The organism is Pseudomonas sp. 58 R 3, assembly GCF_900006605.1.
Classification (GTDB): Bacteria; Pseudomonadota; Gammaproteobacteria; order Pseudomonadales; family Pseudomonadaceae; genus Aquipseudomonas; species Aquipseudomonas salomonii.
In genome coordinates this window covers 21699-38802 of record NZ_CVTT01000084.1, presented here as the reverse complement: position 1 = coordinate 38802, position 17104 = coordinate 21699, and the positions used below count along the sequence as shown (strand labels likewise).

16 protein-coding genes are annotated in these 17104 nt (G+C 59.5%); 13 read left to right on the top strand and 3 right to left on the bottom strand.

Annotated elements, in window-relative coordinates; genetic code table 11:
• The first annotated feature begins 13 nt into the window (after positions 1–13).
• Positions 14–1162: an acetylornithine deacetylase gene (argE, locus tag BFP92_RS26840; protein ID WP_065931829.1), complete on the top strand. Its 1149-nt coding sequence runs from the start codon at positions 14–16 to the stop codon at positions 1160–1162.
• A gap of 135 nt (positions 1163–1297) precedes the next feature.
• Complete coding sequence (gene argA, locus BFP92_RS26835; protein WP_058421195.1) at positions 1298–2596, top strand: amino-acid N-acetyltransferase; 1299 nt, start codon at positions 1298–1300, stop codon at positions 2594–2596.
• 130 nt (positions 2597–2726) lie between these two features.
• Here argA and tauA read toward each other — a convergent pair whose 3' ends face one another.
• Positions 2727–3701 carry a taurine ABC transporter substrate-binding protein gene (gene tauA, locus BFP92_RS26830; RefSeq protein WP_065931828.1) on the bottom strand — a complete coding sequence of 325 codons (975 nt, stop codon included), beginning with the start codon at positions 3699–3701 and terminating at the stop codon, positions 2727–2729.
• A 370-nt stretch (positions 3702–4071) separates the two neighbouring features.
• Here tauA and BFP92_RS26825 point away from each other — a divergent pair, with 370 nt between their 5' ends.
• The 8 genes from BFP92_RS26825 (at position 4072) to BFP92_RS26790 (ending at position 11295) form a co-directional block, all read left to right on the top strand.
• Positions 4072–5427, top strand: a complete 1356-nt coding sequence (locus BFP92_RS26825) for an OprD family porin (RefSeq protein WP_065931827.1) — start codon at positions 4072–4074, stop codon at positions 5425–5427.
• 292 nt (positions 5428–5719) lie between these two features.
• Complete coding sequence (locus BFP92_RS26820) at positions 5720–6358, top strand: peroxiredoxin (RefSeq protein WP_015886425.1); 639 nt, start codon at positions 5720–5722, stop codon at positions 6356–6358.
• Positions 6359–6628: 270 nt separating this feature from the next.
• Positions 6629–7222 (top strand): NADPH-dependent FMN reductase, encoded by a 594-nt coding sequence (ssuE, locus tag BFP92_RS26815; RefSeq protein WP_056860738.1) that lies wholly within the window; start codon positions 6629–6631, stop codon positions 7220–7222.
• A 94-nt stretch (positions 7223–7316) separates the two neighbouring features.
• A complete protein-coding gene (locus BFP92_RS26810; RefSeq protein WP_065931826.1) occupies positions 7317–8285 on the top strand; it encodes a sulfonate ABC transporter substrate-binding protein in 969 nt (322 codons plus the stop codon).
• Positions 8286–8310: 25 nt separating this feature from the next.
• Positions 8311–9459 (top strand): FMNH2-dependent alkanesulfonate monooxygenase, encoded by a 1149-nt coding sequence (ssuD, locus tag BFP92_RS26805; protein WP_017139539.1) that lies wholly within the window; start codon positions 8311–8313, stop codon positions 9457–9459.
• Between the two features lie 9 nt (positions 9460–9468).
• Entirely contained in the window at positions 9469–10257 is a 789-nt protein-coding gene (gene ssuC / locus BFP92_RS26800; RefSeq protein ID WP_065931825.1) for an aliphatic sulfonate ABC transporter permease SsuC, read from the top strand.
• Positions 10254–11060: an aliphatic sulfonates ABC transporter ATP-binding protein gene (ssuB, locus tag BFP92_RS26795; RefSeq protein WP_065931824.1), complete on the top strand. Its 807-nt coding sequence runs from the start codon at positions 10254–10256 to the stop codon at positions 11058–11060. Before ssuC ends, ssuB begins: the two co-directional genes overlap by 4 nt.
• Before the next feature lie 19 nt (positions 11061–11079).
• Entirely contained in the window at positions 11080–11295 is a 216-nt protein-coding gene (locus BFP92_RS26790) for a TOBE domain-containing protein (protein WP_003213899.1), read from the top strand.
• A 122-nt stretch (positions 11296–11417) separates the two neighbouring features.
• Here BFP92_RS26790 and BFP92_RS26785 read toward each other — a convergent pair whose 3' ends face one another.
• Together BFP92_RS26785 and BFP92_RS26775 are read right to left on the bottom strand one after the other, a co-directional pair.
• Positions 11418–12047 carry a TetR/AcrR family transcriptional regulator gene (locus BFP92_RS26785; RefSeq protein WP_056860733.1) on the bottom strand — a complete coding sequence of 210 codons (630 nt, stop codon included), beginning with the start codon at positions 12045–12047 and terminating at the stop codon, positions 11418–11420.
• A gap of 211 nt (positions 12048–12258) precedes the next feature.
• Positions 12259–13635 (bottom strand): glutamine synthetase family protein, encoded by a 1377-nt coding sequence (locus BFP92_RS26775; protein WP_003213894.1) that lies wholly within the window; start codon positions 13633–13635, stop codon positions 12259–12261.
• 278 nt (positions 13636–13913) lie between these two features.
• On the opposite strand from BFP92_RS26775, the gene BFP92_RS30820 reads away from it, so the two are divergent.
• The 3 genes from BFP92_RS30820 (at position 13914) to BFP92_RS26765 (ending at position 17015) form a co-directional block, all read left to right on the top strand.
• Entirely contained in the window at positions 13914–14153 is a 240-nt protein-coding gene (locus tag BFP92_RS30820) for a hypothetical protein (RefSeq protein ID WP_074854488.1), read from the top strand.
• A gap of 79 nt (positions 14154–14232) precedes the next feature.
• On the top strand, positions 14233–15591 hold the full coding sequence (locus BFP92_RS26770; protein WP_017139534.1) for a glutamine synthetase family protein: 1359 nt from the start codon (positions 14233–14235) through the stop codon (positions 15589–15591).
• Positions 15592–15650: 59 nt separating this feature from the next.
• On the top strand, positions 15651–17015 hold the full coding sequence (locus tag BFP92_RS26765) for an aspartate aminotransferase family protein (RefSeq protein ID WP_065931822.1): 1365 nt from the start codon (positions 15651–15653) through the stop codon (positions 17013–17015).
• Positions 17016–17104: the final 89 nt, after the last annotated feature.

The following is a 17104-nucleotide window of genomic DNA, read 5'->3' as shown; positions in this document are numbered from 1 at the left end:
TGAGAGGCTGCGCATGCCGTTACCGTCCATGAAAGAGCAATTCGCCGCGTTGATTGCCGCGCCGTCGGTCAGTTGCACCCAAGCGTCTCTCGACCAGACCAACCGCCCGGTGATCGACCTGCTCGCCAGTTGGTTGGGCGACCTGGGTTTTGCCATCGATATCCAGCAAGTCAGCCCCGGCAAGTTCAACCTGCTGGCCAGTTTCGGCAGTGGCCCCGGCGGGCTGGTGCTGGCCGGGCATAGCGATACCGTGCCGTATGACGCCGCGCTGTGGAAGACCGATCCGCTCAAGCTGACGGAAGTCGACGGCCGCTGGGTAGGCTTGGGCAGTTGCGACATGAAGGGTTTTTTTGCCCTGGCCATCGAAGCCGTGCTGCCTTTGCTGGATCAGCCGTTCAAGCAACCTTTGCTGATCCTCGCCACTTGCGATGAAGAAAGCTCGATGTCCGGCGCCCGTGCACTGGCCGAGGCCGGGCGCCCGTTGGGCCGTGCGGCGGTGATTGGTGAGCCGACGGGGCTCAAGCCGATCCGCCTGCACAAAGGCGTGATGATGGAGCGCATTGATATTCTGGGCCAAAGCGGCCATTCGTCGGACCCAAGCCTGGGCCACAGCGCCCTTGAAGCCATGCACGACGCCATCGGCGAACTGCGCGGCCTGCGCCTGGCCTGGCAGCGTGAGTACCGCAACCCGCAATTCAGCGTGCCGCAACCGACCATGAACTTCGGTTGCATTCACGGCGGCGACAACCCCAATCGCATCTGCGGCCAATGCTCGCTGGAATTCGACCTGCGGCCGTTGCCGGGCATGGACCCGCAGGTGCTGCGCGCCGCCATCCGCCAGAAGCTCGAACCCTTGGCCGAGCGTCATAAAGTCAAGATCGACTACGCGCCGCTGTTCCCCGAAGTACCGCCGTTCGAGCAGGCCGAAGACGCCGAGCTGGTGCGGGTGGCGGAACGATTGACCGGTCATCGTGCACAAGCAGTAGCGTTCGGCACCGAAGCGCCTTATCTTCAGCGCCTTGGTTGTGAAACCCTGGTGCTTGGCCCCGGCGATATCGCCTGCGCCCACCAGCCGGGCGAGTACCTCGAAATGTCACGCTTGACGCCTACAGTGCGTCTATTGCGGGAACTGATCGAACATTACTGCCTGAAACCTGCATAAATTAACCCCTGCCTATTCGTACATAGAAGGAGAGCGAGCGTGTCGCCAAGCCTGTTCCGACGATAACCATCAGCCCGCTGTGCGCTTTCACGATTCATCCTTTTTTGGCTGCTTTTTATTACAGGCCCAGGTTTTATGCCCGAATACGTTAATTGGCTTCGTCACGCTTCGCCTTACATCAACGCCCACCGCGACTGCACCTTTGTGGTCATGCTGCCCGGCGATGGTGTGGAACACCCCAACTTCGGCAATATCGTCCACGACCTGGTGCTGCTCCACAGCCTGGGTGTGCGGCTGGTGCTGGTGCACGGTTCGCGCCCGCAGATCGAAACCCGCCTTGAAGCACGCGGCCTTACCCCGGCTTACCACGAAGGCTTGCGCATCACTGATGCGGCGACCCTGGAATGTGTGATCGACGCGGTTGGGCATCTGCGCATTGCTATCGAGGCACGCCTGTCCATGGACATGGCCTCGTCGCCGATGCAGGGCTCGCGCTTGCGCGTGGCCAGCGGCAACCTCGTCACTGCACGGCCGATCGGCGTGCTCGAAGGCGTGGACTACCACCACACCGGCGAAGTGCGCCGGGTCGACCGCAAAGGCATCAATCGCCTGCTGGACGAGCGCTCCATCGTGCTGCTGTCGCCATTGGGTTATTCGCCCACCGGCGAGATCTTCAACCTGGCCTGCGAAGACGTCGCCACCCGCGCCGCCATCGACCTGGGCGCCGACAAGCTGCTGCTGTTTGGCGCCGACCTCGGTTTGATCGATGAGCATGGTCGCCTGGTGCGTGAGTTGCGCCCGCAACAAGTGCCGGCGCACCTGCAACGTTTGGGCAACAACTATCAGGCTGAATTGCTGGACGCCGCCGCCGAGGCTTGCCGTGGCGGCGTAGGGCGCAGCCATATCGTCAGTTATGCCGAAGACGGCGCGCTGCTCACCGAGCTGTTCACCCGCGACGGCGGCGGCACCTTGGTGGCCCAGGAGCAATTCGAACTGGTGCGCGAAGCGGCGATTGAAGACGTCGGTGGCTTGCTTGACCTGATCAGCCCGCTGGAAGAGCAGGGCATTCTGGTGCGGCGTTCGCGTGAGGTGTTGGAACGCGAGATCGAGCAGTTCAGCGTGGTCGAGCGCGAAGGCATGATCATCGCCTGTGCGGCGCTGTATCAGATCGCCGATTCGGATGCCGGTGAGCTGGCATGCCTGGCGGTCAACCCGGAGTACCGTCACGGCGCACGCGGTGATGTGTTGCTGGAGCGCATCGAGACCCGCGCGCGGGCCCAGGGTTTGAAGACTTTGTTTGTCCTCACCACGCGTACCGCCCACTGGTTCCGCGAGCGCGGGTTTGTGCCGAGCAGCGTGGATCGCCTGCCGTCGGCGCGGGCCTCGCTGTACAACTATCAGCGTAATTCGAAGATTTTCGAGAAGGCGCTATAAACCCTAATCCGGGAACGCAGCAGGTCTAAATGTGGGAGCGGGCTTGCTCGCGAAAGCGCACTATCAGTCACTACACCTGTGACTGGTACACCGCATTCGCGAGCAAGCCCGCTCCCACATTGGATTGTGTTTAGTCTCTTACGAATTTATCGGTCACAAAGGCCGAGTAGTCCGGCAACACCGTTTCAACCTTCCCCTGTTCCTTCAAAAACTTCGCCGTCTCCCCGATCGCCTTCGCCGTGCCGCCTTTGAGCAGCGCCTCGGTTTGCTGCGCCTGGGCATCCGGGAAGGTGGTGCCGGCCAACAGTTCAGGGATATCGGCGGCATTCGAGCCTGTCAATTTGGCGATTTTCTGCACCGGTTCGGAATCGACGGTCCAGCGGTTTTTATGGGCCGCATAGTCAGCAAAGGAATCCAGTGTGACCTTGGCAAACTTGGCCACTACGTCAGGATGTTTTTGCGCGAAATCCTTGCGTGCCACCCACACTTCGAACGTCGGCGCGCCCCACTGGCCCACCTGGGCTGCGTCTGTCAGGGTTTTGCCGGTCTTGCGGATTTCCCCCAGCGCCGGTGACCACACGAACGCGCCGTCGATATCGCCACGTTTCCACGCGGCAGCAATTTCTGCCGGTTGCAGGTTCACCACTTTGACTTTTTGCGTGTCCAGGCCCCAGTGCTTCAGCGCCCCGAGCAGGCTGTAATGGGAGGTCGAGACAAACGGGGTGGCGATGGTTTTACCCGCCAGGTCTGCGGGTTTGTCGATGCCACTGCCATTGCGTACCACCAGGGCTTCAGAAGTGTTGATCTGCGCCGATACGATAAACGCCACGATCGGTAGATTGCGTGAAGCCGCTGCTGCCAAAGGGCTGGAACCGAGATTGCCGATCTGCACATCGCCGGAAGCGATAGCGGTGACCACTTCAGGGCCGCTGTTGAAGCGGCGCCAGGCGATGGCCTTTTCATAGAGACCGTCAGCCTGGGGAACCTTGCTGGGGTCGATACCGGTTTGATAGCCGATGGTCAAATCGGCGGCTTTGACACCAAAAGAAAGTATTAGTGACACAAAAACTGTAACAAATTGACGGGAGGATGTGCGTTTGGCCATGATGGCGTCGCCTTTTTGATCGTGAGTGACGTATGCAACCATACGGCCACACTAATCGATCTAAAAAAAGGCTGGTAAATACCCTTTAGGAATTAGCTTATGGAGCGCCTGATCTATGCTGATCGGCTCGCTGCCTGCTGAGGCTTATTCCTGAATCGTATGAAAAAGAATGAAACAATTCTTTTTGGGTGTATGAAAAACTCATTACCCTGCAGGGACCAAATCAACTGCGATTAGACGAAGGTAGTAGACACACAAGGTTACGATTGACTTGGTAGTCACTATCTGGCGCTAATCGCGCATCTGTGGATCAAGGGCGTCAGACCCGAGACCAAAGAAATACAAAAATTAGAAATGAGAGGAGCGGTACATGAAGAAGTCCACCTTGGCGTTGGCTGTGGCCCTGGGCGCAATCGCTCAGCAAGCAGGCGCTGCCGGTTTCATCGAAGACAGTAAGGCCACACTGGGTCTGCGTAACTTCTACATCAACACGGATAACCGTGATGGTGCTGCAGACCCGTCCAGGAACGAAGAATGGGGCCAAGGCTTCGATCTGCGGTTCATTTCGGGCTATACCCAAGGCACCGTTCAGTTCGGCGTTGACGCAATCGGCTTGTACGGCGTGCGCCTCGATTCTGGCCGCGGCACCAGCGGTAACATCACCGGTACTTCGTCCGGCGGTACTGTGTTCCCAAGCGACGGCAATCGCGCGGTCAACGATTTCGCCAGCCTCGGTGTGACCGGTAAGGTGAAGATCTCCCAAACCGAACTGAAACTGGGTACGTTGCAGCCTAAGCTGCCGGTTATCGTGACCAACGATGGTCGTATGCTGCCGCAAACCTTCCAGGGTGGCCAGATCACTACCAACGACATCAAGGATTTGACCCTGGTTGCCGGTCAGATCGAGCATGCCAAAGGCCGTAACTCCAGCAACAACGAAGGTTTGTCGCTGGGTGGCGCCAACGGTGGCTCGAACTACACCGCCGGCAAGTTCGTCAACAAGTTCTACTATGCCGGTGGTGACTACAAACTCACCAAAGATCTGACCGCACAGTACTACTACGGCAACCTGGAAGACTTCTACAAGCAGCACTTCCTGGGTCTGACCCATAACTGGTCGATCGGCCCGGGCGTATTGAAGTCTGACCTGCGTTATTTCAACAGTTCTGACGACGGCCTGAACGGTAACACGTCTTCCTACTACACCAGCGGTAACTACAACGGTTTCCGTGCCGGTAAGGGTAAAGTCGACAACAACCTGTACAGCGGCCTTTTCCTGTACTCCGTGGCCGGCCACACCTTTGGTGGCGGTTACCAGGTCAGCAATGGCAGCAGCGACTTCCCATGGTTGAACCAGGGTGACGGCTCGTCGGCTTACATCACTACCGACATGCAGATCCAGAAGTTCGCCCGTGCCGGCGAGCGCACCTGGCAAGCACGTTACGCTTATGACTTCGCCAAGGTTGGCGTACCTGGCCTGACGGCTGGCGTTGTGTACCTCAAAGGTAGCAACATCGACACCATCGCGAACACCAACGCGCGTACTGAAACCACCGGCCAGTCCGAGTGGGAACGCGACATCACCGTTGCCTACGTGATTCCAGAAGGCCCGCTGAAAAACCTCGGCGTTGCCTGGAAAAACGCAATGTGGCGTACCGACCTGGCGAACACCCGTTCCCAGGACGAAAACCGTCTGATCGTCAGCTACTCGCTGCCACTGTTCTAGTAGCGTGAAGCTGTTGTAAGACTGTAAACCTTGCCCGGCGCAACGCCGGGCAAGGTGTCTTGCTTTTCAAGTCAGGCTCAACCCCCGCAAGCCCTTCCTGAAACCCCTCTTTTTACAGCGTCTCAAGGCCTTCTCGAACCTTGTGGTGGATGTTGATCCTCGGCCTTTCTGACGTCCAATGAATAGATTTTTAATATTCTTTTATCGTCTAAATAAATCGATATTTATTCTTTTTAAATAATTCCTAACCCATGCACAGTGGTCTCCATAAGCACTCACCAGGAGCCACACCATGAGCCTACGATTGGGCGACATCGCCCCCGACTTTGAACAGGATTCCAGCGCCGGCAAGATTCGTTTCCACGAATGGCTGGGCGATAGCTGGGGCGTGTTGTTTTCCCATCCGGCGGACTTCACTCCGGTGTGCACCACGGAGCTGGGCTTTACCGCCAAGCTCAAGGACGAATTCGCCCAGCGCGGGGTCAAGGCCATTGCCCTGTCGGTCGACCCGGTGGACTCGCACCACAAGTGGATCGAAGACATCAATGAAACCCAGAACACGGTCGTCAACTTCCCGATCCTGGCCGATGCCGATCGCAAGGTGTCGGACCTCTACGACCTGATCCACCCGAATGCCAGTGACACGCTCACCGTGCGTTCCTTGTTCGTGATCGACCCGAACAAGAAGATCCGCCTGACCATCACTTACCCGGCCAGTACCGGCCGCAACTTCCACGAAATCCTGCGGGTCATCGACTCGCTGCAGCTGACCGACAACCACAAGGTCGCCACACCCGCCAACTGGCAGGACGGCGATGAAGTGGTGATCGTGCCGTCGCTCAAGGACGAGGAAGAGATCAAGAAGCGCTTTCCGAAGGGCTACCGTGCGGTGAAGCCGTACCTGCGCCTCACCCCACAGCCCAATCGCTGAAGCTGAAATCGCTATGCCGGGCTTGCCCGCGATGGCGATGGTGCATGCGCCACAGAACCTGAGTTGAAACCGAATCACATAGCAGGGGTTTTCAGGCCGTTTCGACGGCCTTTTTTTTCGTCTTGAGGTTAATAATCTTCATATGCATTTATAGAATAAACAAATGAAAAAATAAGATTTAAAGATATATAAATATGCTGATAGGGTCTGTTCCATCTTGGCGACATCGCCACCCAGCGAACCGCCGACACTTGCCCAAGGAATACCTGCATGCTGGTCGTAACACTTGGAGGCAGCCCCAGCCAGCGTTCGCGCTCCGGGGTCTTGCTGGAAAAAACCCGTCAGTGGCTGCAAGACAAAGGCGTGGAAGTGGTGAGTTATCAGATACGGGACTTCCCGGCCGAAGACTTGCTGCACGCCCGCTTCGACAGCCCCAAAGTCATCGATCTGTTGCAGCAAATCGCCAATGCCGACGGCCTGGTCATCGCCACGCCGGTGTACAAGGCCTCGTTTTCCGGCGCGCTGAAAACCGTGCTCGACCTGCTGCCCGAACGCGCCCTGGCCCACAAGATTGTGTTGCCGATGGCCACCGGCGGCAGCATCGCCCACATGCTGGCGGTGGACTACGCCTTGAAGCCGGTGTTGTCGGCCCTCAAGGCCCAGGAATTGCTCCACGGTATTTTCGCCGAAGACAGCCAGATCGCTTACGCCGAAGGCAGTGCCCAGGCGCAACTGGTGCCGGTGCTTGAACAGCGGTTGCACGAGGCCCTCGAGACGCTTTACGGCGCCATGGCCCGTCGCCCCAAACCGCTGGACCCCAATGTGTTGAATGAACGTTTGTTGAGTGCTCGCTGGAGCATTTAAGCCGCACCGAAACTTGTAGTACTCACCTTACTCAGCCGCCAACGGCCAAGCAGGTGCAGCCAACCCCCTCATCGCATTATTTGGAGAGAGCGCCATGCGCACTGTCATCTTGCGTCGTGGTCTGGTCGCACTGTTTGCTGCGGCTGTGTCCTTCGGCGCCATTGTTCAAGCCCAGGCCGCCGAGACTTTGCGGATCGGTTATCAGAAGTACGGCACGCTGGTGCTGCTCAAAGCCAAGGGCTCGCTGGAAAAGCGCCTGGCCGCCCAGGGCGTGCAAGTGCAATGGACCGAATTCCCCGGTGGCCCGCAGTTGCTCGAAGGCCTGAACGTCGGCGCCATCGACTTTGGCGTCACCGGCGAAACGCCGCCGGTGTTCGCCCAGGCGGCGGGCGCAGATTTGCTCTACGTCGCCTACGAGCCGCCGGCGCCGACCAGTGAAGCGATCCTGGTGCCCAAGGATTCGACGATCAAATCGGTGGCCGAGCTCAAGGGCAAGAAGATCGTGCTCAACAAAGGCTCCAACGTGCACTATTTGTTGGTGCGTGCCCTGGAAGATGCCGGCCTCAAATACACCGACGTACAGACCATCTTCCTGCCGCCCGCCGATGCCCGCGCCGCGTTCGAGCGCGGCAGCGTGGACGCCTGGGTGATCTGGGACCCGTACCAGGCGGCCGCCGAGAAACAACTGCAAGCCCGTACCCTGCGTGACGGCACCGGCATTGCCGACAACCACCAGTTCTACCTGGCCACCAGGCCTTACGCCACGCAGCACCCGGACGTGATCAAGGCGCTGGTGGAAGAAGTGCGCGCCGTGGGCGAGTGGTCCAAGGCCAACCCTACGGAGGTGACCGAACAAGTCGCGCCACTGCTCGGCTTGCCGGCGGACATCACCCTGACCTCGGTCAAGCGCCAAGGCTACGGCGCGCTGTTCCTGACCCCGGAAGTGGTCGCCGCCCAGCAGAAAATCGCCGACACCTTCTATCAGCTCAAATTGATCCCCAAACCCTTGAGCATCAAGGACGTGATCTGGACGCCATCCGCCGCCGTCGCCACAGCGCCGTAATCCGACTTCTTCAGGAGACAACTCCATGAGCCTCAATATTTTCTGGTTCCTGCCTACCCACGGCGACGGCCATTACCTTGGCACCGCCGAAGGCGCCCGCGCCGTCGATCACGGTTATCTGCAGCAAGTGGCTCAGGCGGCTGACCGCCTGGGTTTCGGCGGGGTGCTGATTCCTACCGGCCGCTCCTGTGAAGACTCATGGCTGGTGGCCGCCTCGCTGATCCCGGTAACCCAGCGTTTGAAATTCCTTGTCGCGCTGCGCCCCGGCATCATCTCCCCGACGGTGGCGGCGCGTCAGGCCGCGACCCTGGACCGTTTGTCCGGCGGGCGCGCTTTGTTCAACCTGGTCACCGGCGGTGATCCGGAAGAGCTGGCCGGCGATGGCTTGTTCCTCAGCCACGAAGAGCGCTACCAGGCCTCGGTGGAATTCACCCGCATCTGGCGCCGCGTGCTGGAAGGCGAAACCGTGGATTACGACGGCGAACACATCAGCGTCAAAGGCGCCAAATTGCTCTACCCGCCGATCCAGCAGCCACGTCCGCCGCTTTACTTCGGTGGCTCCTCTGAAGCCGCCCAGGACCTGGCAGCCGAACAGGTGGAAATGGTGCTGACCTGGGGCGAACCACCGGCCGCCGTCGCGGAAAAAATCGAACAGGTGCGCGCCAAGGCGGCCAAACTTGGACGCACTGTGCGCTTCGGTATTCGCCTGCATGTCATTGTGCGCGAAACCAACGATGAAGCCTGGAAAGCCGCCGACAAACTGATTTCCCATCTGGATGACGAAACCATCGCCCGCGCCCAGGCATCCCTGGCGCGTTTCGACTCGGTTGGCCAGCAGCGTATGGCCGCTTTGCACGGTGGCAACCGCGACAACCTCGAAGTCAGCCCCAACCTGTGGGCCGGCGTCGGCCTGGTGCGCGGCGGTGCCGGCACCGCACTGGTGGGGGACGGCCCAACCGTTGCGGCGCGGGTCAAGGAATACGCGGCGCTGGGCATCGACACTTTTATCTTCTCCGGTTACCCACACCTGGAAGAGTCGTATCGGGTTGCCGAACTGTTGTTCCCGCACCTGGATATCGAGCGTCCCGAGCTGCCGAAAAGCGCCGGTTACGTCAGCCCGTTCGGCGAAATGGTCGCCAACGACATTCTTCCCAAAGCTGCGTCGCAGAGCTGAGGCGCCATTATGGATTTTGAAAAGTTAAGCCACCGCGTCGCGCCTTGGGTGCTGCCGATTTTGTTGTTGGCGGTGTGGCAGCTGTCGGTGTCGGCGGGCTGGTTGTCGACGCGCATTTTGCCGGCGCCCAGTGCGGTGATCGAAGCTGGGGTCAACCTGGTACGCAGCGGCGAAATCTGGACGCACCTGGCCATCAGCGGCTGGCGTGCGGGCCTGGGCTTTGTGATCGGTGGCAGCATCGGTTTGGCCCTGGGCTTTATCACCGGCCTGTCGAAGTGGGGCGAGCGCCTGCTGGACAGCTCGGTGCAGATGATCCGCAACGTGCCGCACCTGGCGCTGATTCCGCTGGTGATTTTGTGGTTCGGCATTGATGAGACGGCGAAGATTTTCCTGGTCGCCCTCGGCACGCTGTTCCCGATCTACCTGAACACCTACCACGGCATCCGCAACGTCGACCCGGCGCTGATGGAAATGTCGCGCAGCTACGGCCTGTCCGGTTTCAGCCTGTTCTGGCAAGTGATCCTGCCGGGCGCCTTGCCTTCGATTCTGGTGGGCGTGCGCTTCGCCCTGGGCTTTATGTGGTTGACGCTGATCGTGGCGGAAACCATCTCGGCCAGTTCCGGCATCGGTTACTTGGCCATGAACGCCCGCGAATTCCTGCAAACCGACGTGGTGGTACTGGCGATTGTGCTGTACGCCATCCTCGGCAAGCTCGCCGACCTCGCGGCGCGTGGCCTGGAACGTGTGTGGCTGCGCTGGCATCCGGCTTACCAAGTGAATAAAGGAGGTGCGGCATGACCGCTCAACAACCTCCGCGCCTGCTCAAGGGCGTCCCGCTGGCGGTGCGCAAATTGCGCAAGGCCTTTGGTGCGCGGGAAGTACTCAAAGAGATTGACCTGCACATTCCGGCTGGCCAGTTCGTGGCCGTGGTCGGCCGCAGCGGCTGCGGCAAAAGTACCTTGCTGCGTCTGCTCGCAGGCCTGGATAAAGCCAGTGGCGGCGAGCTTTTGGCTGGTTCTGCGCCGCTGAACGAGGCGATTGAAGACACGCGGTTGATGTTCCAGGAAGCGCGTTTGCTGCCGTGGAAAAAGATCATCGACAACGTGGGCCTTGGCCTCAAGGGCAACTGGCGCCCCAAGGCGTTGGAAGCGCTGGAAGCGGTGGGTTTGGCCGAGCGTGCCAATGAATGGCCGGCGGCCTTGTCCGGCGGCCAGAAGCAGCGTGTGGCCCTGGCTCGCGCGTTGATTCACCAGCCGCGCCTGCTATTGCTCGACGAACCTTTGGGCGCGCTGGACGCCCTGACCCGCATCGAGATGCAGCAACTGATCGAAAACCTCTGGCAGAAGCACGGCTTTACCGTGTTGCTGGTCACCCACGACGTCAGCGAGGCCGTGGCGATTGCTGACCGCGTGATTCTGATCGAAGACGGCGAAATCGGCCTCGACCTGATCGTCGATCTACCGCGCCCACGCGCCAGGGGCTCACATCGCCTGGCCGCGCTGGAAGCCGAAGTGCTTAACCGGGTGCTGTCGCTGCCAGGCTCGCCGCCGGAACCTGAACCTGTTTCACCGCTGCCTACGCAATTGCGTTGGGCTCAATAACTCATAGAGGAAAACCATCATGACTATCAAAGCCATCAACGTACGTAACCAGTTCAAAGGCACCATCAAGGAAATCGTCGAAGGCGACGTGCTGTCGGAAATCGACGTGCAGACCGCGTCCGGCATCGTGACTTCGGTGATCACTACCCGCTCGGTCAAAGAGCTGGAACTGGTGATCGGCAGCGAAGTGATTGCCTTTGTGAAGTCCACCGAGGTGTCGATCGCCAAGTTGTGATCACTCCACTGATCGTTCCCACGCTCCGCGTGGTAATGCATCCCGTGACGCTCTGCGTCACCGCAATGCAGGCGGGACGCGGAGCGTCACGGGATGCATTACCACGCAGAGCGTGGGAACGATCAGCGCTTAGGCAAATACGCCGGTAAATAAAGCCCCACATACGCATCAAACACCCGCATCCCTTCCTCGGCCATGCGCGGCGTAATCTGCCCATGCTGATGCACCGAGCGCGCATACACGCGGTCGCTCAACTCCAGCGCCAGCGCGAATACGTCCACGTCGGTGGGCAAGGTCGGCACTTCGAAGTGGCGGTTGAACACTTCAAGCATCAAATCCCCCAACTCCAAGTCATGCTGACGGTCCGCCTGGGTCACTTCGGCAAGCCCGTGCTGCGCCAGGATCAACTGACGTGCAGCCGCGTCGTTGCTGTAGATGCTGAGCATGCGTTGCTCGACGATAGAGGACAGGTCGCGCCACACCTTGAGTGAATCATGCTCGATAGGCGCCTGGATCGCGGCGCGGAAAGCGGCGTGCACATCGGCGGTCAACGCCTCCAGCAGCGCCGGCACGCTGGCGAAAAAGTGATACACCGACGACGGCGGGATCTGCGCCCGTTCGGCCACGCTGTAGATCGACAAGCTCGCCACGCCCTCGCTCGCCAACAAGGTGCGAGCGGCGTCGAGGATCGCATCGATCCGGGCCTGGCTGCGGGCGCGGGGTTTGCGAGGGGCGGCGGGGCGGGTGGGCATGGAAGTCTCCTACAAGGCAGAGCGCATTGTACGCGACCTTATGATCGTTCCCACGCTCTGCGTGGGAATGCCTCGCTGGACGCTCCGCGTCCGCTCTTGGGACGCAGAGCGTCCCTGGCTGCATTACCACGCAGAGCGTGGGAACGAGATTGCAGCGCAAAAAATGCCGCAGGCCATAAAGCCTGCGGCATTCTTTTAAAACTGCAACTGCTTACACTGTATGCAGATACCAGTTGTACTCAAGGTCGGAGATGGAGTGTTCAAACTCTTCCAGCTCACTTTCCTTACAGGCGACGAAGATATCGATGTACTTGGGATCGATGTACTTGGCCATCACCTCGCTGTCGTCCAACTCACGCAATGCATCGCGCAGGTTGTTCGGCAGGCTCTGTTCGTTCTGTTCGTAGCTGTTGCCTTCCACCGGAGCACCAGGCTCGATCTTGTTGGTCAGACCGTGGTGCACACCCGCCAGGACCGAAGCCATCAGCAGGTAAGGGTTGGCGTCGGCACCGGCCACGCGGTGTTCGATACGCACGGCATCGGACGAGCCGGTGGGTACGCGAATCGCCACAGTGCGGTTGTCCAGGCCCCAGCACGGCGAGTTCGGCACGTAGAACTGTGCGCCGAAACGACGGTAGGAGTTGACGTTGGGGCACAGGAACGCCATTTGGGCGGGCAGGGTCTCGAGCACACCGCCGATCGCGTGACGCAGTGCGGCGTTCTGCTCGGGATCCTCGCTGGCAAAAATGTTCTTGCCGTCCTTGTCCAAAATGGAGATGTGTACGTGTAAACCGTTGCCTGCCTGGCCTGGATAAGGTTTGGCCATGAAGGTGGTGTCCATCTCATGGTCGTAGGCGATGTTCTTGATCAGGCGCTTGAGCAGTACCGCGTAGTCGCAAGCCTTGATCGGGTCGGCGACGTGGTGCAGGTTCACTTCGAACTGCGCCGGGGCACTTTCCTTGACGATGGCGTCAGCCGGGATACCTTGCTCTTTGGCACCTTCCAGAATGTCCTGGAGGCAGTCGACGTATTCGTCGAGGTCGTCGATCAGGTAGACCTGTGTCGAGTGCGGGCGTTTGCCGGAGATCGGCGAGCGGGGCGGTTGTGGGCGGCCGTTCACGTTCTCCTGGTCGATCAGGTAGAACTCAAGCTCGAAGGCGGCGCAGATGGTCAGGCCAAGGTCGTCAAATTTGCTTACAACTTGGCGGAGCACTTCGCGAGGATCGGCGAAGAAAGGTTCACCTTCAAGTTCGTGCATGGTCATCAGCAGTTGCGCGGTGGGGCGCTTTTGCCAGGGCTCATTGCACAGGGTGTCGGGGATTGGATAACAGATTCGGTCAGCATCACCGATGTCCAGACCCAGGCCGGTGCTTTCCACCGTCGAGCCATTGATATCCAGGGCAAATAAAGAGGCAGGCAGGTTAATGCCCTTCTCGTAAACCTTGTGGAGGCTGGTGCGTTCGATGCGCTTACCGCGCACCACACCATTCATATCCGCAATTAGAAGGTCTACGTACAGAACCTCAGGATGATCCTTAAGGAACGCGTTCGCTTCGTTAAGCTGAACGGCACGCGGGGGTACCGACATGATGCAACACCTTTGTTGTTAAAAATATCAATCATTGATCTTTTCTGGTTTCAGTCAACCCGAACGGCATGCCGAAGTCAAGCAAGGCCTTTTTTGCCCTAAAAAAGCGCCCTGAGGCCTTTTTTGGGGCTTTTCGGGGCGGTTTTGTGGGTTTGAAGGGCTTGGGACTAGCAGGCTAAAGCGGGCCGTGTTGTATTTTTTACGGGGGTGTTGTGTAAAAAAATGAACAAGGCTAAGCTCGATTCAAACCCATAACAGCAATAATACCGGGGTGCTTCATGTTTCACCTGCCGCCGTTCGGCGTCTCTGCCTGCCTCCGCCAGGCTTTGTCCGCAGTCTATTCCTACAGCGTAAATGCCCACGCACCGGCCAATATTCTTGACGGCCCGTCCGACCTCTTTTTTGCCTCCCCATCTGCCACTGACCGGCCGCTGCCTGCGCTGCCGATCAAGATTGCGCACAACTTTGGCGTGAGGAATGCAACGCTGCAGCAAATGGCAGGTAAGCTCCTACCCTGAATGAACCAACGACGCGGATGCTGCGTCAACCAACGCCTGACCTTTAATGGATGTCAGGAAACACAGCCCAGAGGCATTTATGAGTAACAACCTCGACCAGCTCACCGATTGGTTGAAAGACCACAAGATCACAGAAGTCGAATGCATGATTGGCGACCTCACGGGCATCACCCGGGGCAAGATCTCGCCGACCAACAAGTTCATCGCCGAAAAAGGCATGCGCCTGCCCGAGAGCGTTCTGTTGCAGACCGTGACCGGCGACTATGTCGAAGACGACATCTATTATGAATTGCTCGACCCGGCCGACATCGACATGATCTGTCGCCCCGACCAGAACGCGGTATTCCTGGTGCCTTGGGCCATCGAGCCCACCGCCCAGGTGATCCACGACACCTACGACAAGCAAGGCAACCCTATCGAGCTGTCGCCGCGCAACGTGCTCAAGAAGGTACTCAAGCTCTATTCCGACAGGGGCTGGCAGCCGATCGTGGCGCCGGAGATGGAGTTCTACCTGACCAAGCGCTGCGAAGACCCGGACTTCCCGCTGCAACCGCCGATTGGCCGTTCCGGTCGCCCGGAAACCGGTCGCCAATCCTTCTCTATAGAAGCCGCCAACGAATTCGACCCGTTGTTCGAAGACGTCTACGACTGGTGCGAACTGCAGGAGCTGGACCTCGATACCCTGATCCACGAGGACGGCACGGCGCAGATGGAAATCAACTTCCGTCACGGCGATGCCCTGTCCCTGGCCGACCAGATCCTGGTGTTCAAGCGCACCATGCGTGAGGCCGCGCTCAAGCACAACGTGGCCGCCACCTTTATGGCCAAGCCGATGACCGGCGAGCCGGGCAGCGCGATGCACTTGCACCAGAGCATCATCGACATCGCCACCGGCAAGAACGTCTTCTCTAATGAAGACGGGACCATGAGCCAGCTGTTTCTCAACCACATTGGCGGCCTGCAGAAGTTCATCCCGGAATTGCTGCCGCTGTTTGCTCCCAACGTGAACTCGTTCCGTCGCTTCCTGCCCGACACCTCGGCGCCGGTGAACGTGGAGTGGGGCGAAGAAAACCGCACCGTCGGCCTGCGCGTACCGGATGCCGGCCCGCAGAACCGCCGCGTCGAAAACCGCCTGCCGGGCGCTGATGCCAACCCGTACCTGGCGATTGCCGCCAGCTTGCTGTGTGGCTACATCGGCATGGTCGAAGGCCATAACCCCAGTGCACCGGTGGTGGGCCGTGGTTACGAGCGCCGCAACCTGCGCCTGCCGTTGACCATCGAAGACGCCCTGGAACGTATGGAAAACAGCAAAACCATCGAGAAGTACCTGGGGCAGAAATTCATCACAGGCTACGTCGCGGTCAAGCGGGCCGAGCATGAAAACTTCAAGCGCGTGATCAGTTCGTGGGAGCGGGAATTCCTGCTCTTCGCCGTCTGATGCGCCGGGCGCGTGGGGCAACCCGCGTGCCCTTCACCGAAAAAGTCTAGGAGACCGGTATGTCCAGCAACAACCCGCAAACCCGTGAATGGCAAGCCTTGAGCAATGATCACCACCTGGCGCCGTTCAGCGACTTCAAGCAATTGAAAGAGAAAGGCCCACGGATCATCACCAAAGCCCACGGCGTTTACCTGTGGGACAGCGAAGGCAACAAGATCCTCGACGGCATGGCCGGCCTGTGGTGCGTGGCGATCGGTTACGGTCGCGACGAGCTGGCTGACGCCGCCGCCAAACAGATGAAAGAACTGCCTTACTACAACCTGTTCTTCCAGACCGCGCACCCGCCGGTGCTGGAGTTGGCCAAAGTCATTGCCGATATCGCGCCTGCCGGCATGAACCACGTGTTCTTCACCGGTTCCGGCTCCGAAGGCAACGACACCATGCTGCGCATGGTCCGCCATTACTGGGCGATCAAGGGCCAGCCGAACAAGAAAACCATCATCAGCCGCAAGAATGGCTACCACGGCTCCACCGTGGCCGGCGCCAGCCTGGGCGGCATGACTTATATGCATGAACAGGGCGACTTGCCGATCCCGGGCATCACCCACATCGCCCAGCCGTACTGGTATGGCGAAGGCGGCGACATGAGCCCGGAAGAGTTCGGGGTCTGGGCTGCCAACCAGCTGGAAGAAAAGATTCTGGAGCTGGGCGTGGACAACGTCGGGGCCTTTATTGCCGAGCCGATCCAGGGTGCCGGTGGCGTGATCGTGCCGCCTGAGAGCTACTGGCCGCGCATCAAGGAAATCCTCGCCAAGTACGACATCCTGTTCGTCGCCGACGAAGTGATCTGCGGTTTCGGCCGTACCGGCGAATGGTTCGGCAGCGATTTCTACGACCTCAAGCCGCACATGATGACCATCGCCAAAGGCCTGACCTCGGGTTACATCCCCATGGGCGGCCTGATCGTGCACGACGACGTGGTTGCCGTGCTCAATGAAGGCGGCGATTTCAACCACGGCTTCACCTATTCCGGTCACCCGGTGGCCGCCGCCGTGGCTTTGGAAAACATCCGCATCATGCGTGATGAAAAAATCATTAAGCGCGTGCACGAAGAAGCGGCACCGTATTTGCAGAAACGCCTGAGGGAACTGGCTGATCACCCGCTGGTGGGTGAAGTGCGCGGTGTGGGCATGCTCGGGGCGATTGAGCTGGTGCAGGACAAGGCCACGCGCAAACGTTACGAAGGCCGTGGTGTGGGCATGATCTGCCGCACGTTCTGCTTCGAGAATGGCCTGATCATGCGCGCCGTAGGCGACACCATGATCATTTCGCCGCCGCTGGTGATCAGCAATGCGCAAATCGACGAGCTGGTGACCAAGGCTCGCCATTGCCTGGACCTGACTTTGGCGGCATTGCAGGGCTAAGTGCTAGGCTCAGAACGCAGCGGCTTTCGGGCGCTGCATTCTGAGCAGCTATAAATGAGGCTTTGGTTGAAAGCCGGCCTCGGAACTTG

Coding starts and splice junctions, on each gene's coding strand:
- tauA (WP_065931828.1), bottom strand. CDS start 3,701: ATGGCCAAACGCACATCCTCCCGTCAATTTGTTACAGTTTTTGTGTCA.
- BFP92_RS26770 (WP_017139534.1), top strand. CDS start 14,233: ATGAGTAACAACCTCGACCAGCTCACCGATTGGTTGAAAGACCACAAG.
- BFP92_RS26820 (WP_015886425.1), top strand. CDS start 5,720: ATGAGCCTACGATTGGGCGACATCGCCCCCGACTTTGAACAGGATTCC.
- argA (WP_058421195.1), top strand. CDS start 1,298: ATGCCCGAATACGTTAATTGGCTTCGTCACGCTTCGCCTTACATCAAC.
- BFP92_RS26765 (WP_065931822.1), top strand. CDS start 15,651: ATGTCCAGCAACAACCCGCAAACCCGTGAATGGCAAGCCTTGAGCAAT.
- BFP92_RS26825 (WP_065931827.1), top strand. CDS start 4,072: ATGAAGAAGTCCACCTTGGCGTTGGCTGTGGCCCTGGGCGCAATCGCT.
- BFP92_RS26790 (WP_003213899.1), top strand. CDS start 11,080: ATGACTATCAAAGCCATCAACGTACGTAACCAGTTCAAAGGCACCATC.
- BFP92_RS26810 (WP_065931826.1), top strand. CDS start 7,317: ATGCGCACTGTCATCTTGCGTCGTGGTCTGGTCGCACTGTTTGCTGCG.
- ssuE (WP_056860738.1), top strand. CDS start 6,629: ATGCTGGTCGTAACACTTGGAGGCAGCCCCAGCCAGCGTTCGCGCTCC.
- ssuB (WP_065931824.1), top strand. CDS start 10,254: ATGACCGCTCAACAACCTCCGCGCCTGCTCAAGGGCGTCCCGCTGGCG.
- BFP92_RS26785 (WP_056860733.1), bottom strand. CDS start 12,047: ATGCCCACCCGCCCCGCCGCCCCTCGCAAACCCCGCGCCCGCAGCCAG.
- ssuD (WP_017139539.1), top strand. CDS start 8,311: ATGAGCCTCAATATTTTCTGGTTCCTGCCTACCCACGGCGACGGCCAT.
- ssuC (WP_065931825.1), top strand. CDS start 9,469: ATGGATTTTGAAAAGTTAAGCCACCGCGTCGCGCCTTGGGTGCTGCCG.
- BFP92_RS30820 (WP_074854488.1), top strand. CDS start 13,914: ATGTTTCACCTGCCGCCGTTCGGCGTCTCTGCCTGCCTCCGCCAGGCT.
- argE (WP_065931829.1), top strand. CDS start 14: ATGCCGTTACCGTCCATGAAAGAGCAATTCGCCGCGTTGATTGCCGCG.
- BFP92_RS26775 (WP_003213894.1), bottom strand. CDS start 13,635: ATGTCGGTACCCCCGCGTGCCGTTCAGCTTAACGAAGCGAACGCGTTC.